General features: G+C 28.2%; 3 protein-coding genes and 3 pseudogenes. 3 read left to right on the top strand and 3 right to left on the bottom strand.

The window, feature by feature from the left end:
- The coding region (locus G7Y42_RS14675; protein ID WP_165007723.1) for a transposase at positions 1-109 on the top strand (109 nt) is incomplete at its 5' end.
- A 77-nt stretch (positions 110-186) separates the two neighbouring features.
- Here the strand turns inward: G7Y42_RS14675 and G7Y42_RS14680 are convergent.
- Positions 187-865: pseudogene (locus tag G7Y42_RS14680) on the bottom strand (IS982 family transposase); the annotation flags it as partial.
- Between the two features lie 501 nt (positions 866-1,366).
- Positions 1,367-1,554, bottom strand: a pseudogene (locus tag G7Y42_RS15105) (hypothetical protein); the annotation flags it as partial.
- Between the two features lie 218 nt (positions 1,555-1,772).
- On the opposite strand from G7Y42_RS15105, the gene G7Y42_RS14690 reads away from it, so the two are divergent.
- On the top strand, positions 1,773-3,200 hold the full coding sequence (locus G7Y42_RS14690; protein WP_165007592.1) for a hypothetical protein: 1,428 nt from the start codon (positions 1,773-1,775) through the stop codon (positions 3,198-3,200).
- Positions 3,201-3,513: 313 nt separating this feature from the next.
- Here G7Y42_RS14690 and G7Y42_RS14695 read toward each other — a convergent pair.
- A pseudogene (locus tag G7Y42_RS14695) lies at positions 3,514-3,700 on the bottom strand (hypothetical protein); the annotation flags it as partial.
- Positions 3,701-3,876: 176 nt separating this feature from the next.
- Between G7Y42_RS14695 and G7Y42_RS14925 the strand changes: the two are divergent.
- Positions 3,877-4,093: hypothetical protein (locus G7Y42_RS14925; protein WP_206215475.1), on the top strand; the 217-nt coding region annotated here is incomplete at its 3' end.

The raw sequence follows: 4,093 nt of genomic DNA on the forward strand, positions 1-4,093 counted from the left end.
TCTTCACACGCATATCAAAACGTTAAAACGAATCGCTTATGGATTTCGAAGTTTTACCAATATGCGCTTGCGGATTTTTCTAATCAACGGGTTAATCAGCTACACATAAAAAAACATCAAAGCTAGTAACTTTTACTAACTTTGATGTTCATAGATGACCTTATCAGTCCGATTTGACAAAGAGCCGTTTTTTCGTGGCGGAACTAAGACTGAAATGCCCTTAATGGCAAGTTTTTCATGGATTTTATGGCTGATATAGCCTTTATCGCCAAGGATATTTGGAAGGTTCGCTTCTTCCGATAAAGTCTCTAAAACTTTCACGTCATGAACACTAGGATCCGTGATTGAATAAGTAACTGAAAAGCCTGTTTTAGTGCCGATAATATGAATTTTAGGACCATAAAAATAAGAGTTTTTCATTGAGTTATAGCCAATTTTTGCTAGCTGATTCAATATTTTTGCTCGTCTATTTCTCACTGGTTTACACAATGGACTAGGAAAACTATCTATAATCCCGACTAGTTCACCTTTGATGTGCTTCTTAATGAAAAAGTATCGAATAATCTTGATTGTGTAGGCTAAATTTGCACTTAAGCGAGTGGAACGACTCTTACTAGGAAAGTTTCCATTTGGAAATAACACTGTACAAACCGCTCTATACATGGCTCTTTGGCTAGTATAGCCAGTAATCACGCCCCATATAATGCAAGCAATAATCACTGTATCGTGTTGTTTCATTTGGTCAATATTTCTTCGATTTTTTATTTGGTACACAAATGTTGTAAATGTTAGAAACAGTTCTCATGATTTCCTTGAATTTTGAAAAAATGTCTGTATAATGCTCAGTATATTTTGTTGAACGCATATATTAGCCCTCATTTCTTAGGAGTTTTGAGTCTAATATATGTTTTTTTGTTGATTTACCAACACCTTAAGACATTTTCCGTTAGGAAAAAATTAGCTAGCACCACGGGTTTTCTTGAACAATTGTATCGAGATATTCTGGTGAGATTTCTCTCGTATGTTTTAAATTCAAATCTTTTAATTTGTTTAGTAAATGATAGTGATTAGACATAATGATTCACCTCTATAATTCGTCATACGCTTGTAATTTTTCATCAACAAAGCGTTCTAATTCTTCGTCTTCTAAGTGTTTAAAAACATCAGAACGTAGAATCTCTATATAGTCATTTCGATGATAATTAAACAATTGATGAGTAATTGTATGTGTACGAACAAGAATAGAATCATCGTAAATATAAAGCTTATCTTCTAGTGTAAGAACTTTCCCAATGTAATTTATGGGTACAAAATATTTATTTTGATTCCATTGAACCATCGCTTCGTTAGATACTTTTCGTTTGATTTGTTCTTCGGAATACTGGTATTTTTTTCTGTGTTCTCTATGAAGCTTTCCAGATATCAAATATTCCTATACTGCTACCATTTGTGAATTAGGCTATCCGTCCGTTGGCGCACTACGCAAATGGTAGCAGTATAGGAATATTTTAAAAATAATTGAATTGCTTTTACACGTTCTTCATGGGGAAACATACGGACATTCCTCCTAAGTTCATTTTTTAGTCCAGAATTATATCCGCCCCCCTTTTCTACATTTTAACTTGGCCATTTACATATTGTATGATGAATATAAAAAAGAATTGATATTACATTCCATTTTTTAAATATTCGTTAAATAAAAATATTCTTATTGAAATAATAACTATTATTACTTTAAAATTTATTTACTTAATAACAGGAAGGAGTTTGTAATGGGAAAATATATAGAAAACAATTACATTGAAGATACAATATATAGAAAAAAAGAAATTTTTGAATATTTAATCTGTAAACAAAGTGCATCTATTCAACAAATTTGTAAAATACTTGAAATTTCTCCTCCGACTTTATACAAAGAAATAGACCAAATAAATCAACTTATCGATGGTATTTTACAAATAAAATCTGGAATAGTTTATATAAATTTAAAAAATGAAAAACAAATCAAATTATTTTTAAAAAAATTGTATAATCAATCTGATTTCTTAACAATTTTGTCATCTTATCTATTTAATACAGTTAATAAAACAAAATGTGAATTTCCGATTTCTAAATCTAAATTTTATTCTATCAAATCAAAAATTGTTGATTTTCTTAAAATAAATAACTTAGATTTAAAAAATCAATTAATCATAGGTAGTAGACTCAAAATCAACTGGATTAAATCTGTTTTTATTATTAAATATGGGTTTGAACCATTACATAACAATGATTTTATTTATTTTGAAACTGAAAAATTTATTCAATCAATCAACAATATAGAAAATTGTTATTTAACTAAAACAGAATCCAAGATCCTTTTATATCACCTAAATTTGATTTTAAATAATCCAAACGAAGTCTTTCTCACATCAGAAGAAGAAAGAATTTTGTCGTTAATAGTATCTCCACCTTTTTTGGAAAATAGTTTAAAAAACTTATTTAATATCACTAATGCACAAAATAAAAATGTTTTACTAAATTATGTAAAATTATGTTTCTTTTTATTAAACACACATACTTTTTCACCTAAAATTACACCAAATTACAAAAATAAGATTTCAGAACTTTTATTAAAGTGTCCAGAAATATCCGACTTAATCGATAAAATCGAAAATTACATGAACATAAATTTAAAAGAAAATGAAATGGCTTTCAACATTTTATATAATCATTTAAAACTTTGTGTGATGAATTGGCAACTTTCATTCGATTTTGAAATATCAAAAAATTTACAGCCTAACAATAATCAATTAATTAATATTTTTGAAGAATGGAATCGAGAAAACAATTTACAAATGACTATCCCCATTCCCATCATAAACAATTTATTTGAAAAGTTAATAAAATTTAAAAAAATGGATATTTTTCCTAAACTTTTTATTTATACTGATTCTTGGACAAAATATATAGAAATTAGTAATATGCTAAAAGATCAATTAGTAATCAAAATTCCTTTAGTAGATTATTGGATAAGTTCTAAAGAAGAATTATTAAACCGCATTCAGCCAAACGATATAATTATTTCTGATAATTATTTTTTTATTTACTCTAATAACCATAAAAATAATTTTTATCTACCTACTCCATCAATAGAAAATCTAAATTATATATCAAAACAAATTATTAATTGCTTATATAGTTTTTCAGTTGCTAAATAACAATTAACAGATGGATATTAACAAATTAAATAAACATTCAAAGTTTTTCAACAGTAGATTTATTTACATCTTGGACCGTGTTATATTAAAAAAGGCAATTAGTATTTATCATTTACTAGTTGTCTTTTCAAAGTTAAATTTAGAACTGATAAAACCTAGAAAACACAAAAATCAATCTCTCGCTGGCTTTGAATCAAAGCTGGAAATTGTATTATTACCCTGTAGTTTCATGCTAGAACGTACTCAAAAATTTGAGACTAACTCACTGAGATATTCTTTGGAACAGTTCTAAATTTAACTAACACATCTGGTTTACTAACATATAAATGTGGTCAGGCATTGCATGAGCTTCAATGATTTCAACATCTTTCATCTCACATAATTTTCTTAATATCTGACCAATACTTACAATTCCATCTCGTATGTGCTAAACTTTTATCGCTAAAGCTATCTCGTCCACTCGTAGAAACGCGCGTTTTTTTATTTCGTACGCTATGCAAACGAAACTGACTAAAGTCAATAACAAAAAAAATCAATCAAAGCAAAAAAGGCTCTATAATTTCTAGGGCTGATAGAATTTTCTGCCGGTCCTAGATTTTTTTGTAAAAAAACAAACATACAAAAATTCCGATAGAATAGAGTCGTCTAAAACATCAATCTGAAAGGAAGTTTTTGTATGTCCATCTCTCATTCTATCAAAGAGCTCTTCACTATTAAAGATAAAAATATTGAAATGAATTCTTTTCAAGAAATTATTTATAAAAACAAGAAAGCAACGTTATCACTGCCGAGCATGCGGGAAATATTTTACTGCTCATACGTATCTTGTCGCTCCTTCATGTTTTATTTCGAAACAAGTTCATTACACAATATTAGAAGAGTTGACCGAGCGT

The sequence above is a fragment of the Enterococcus sp. ZJ1622 genome (assembly GCF_011038845.1).
Classification (GTDB): Bacteria; Bacillota; Bacilli; order Lactobacillales; family Enterococcaceae; genus Enterococcus_B.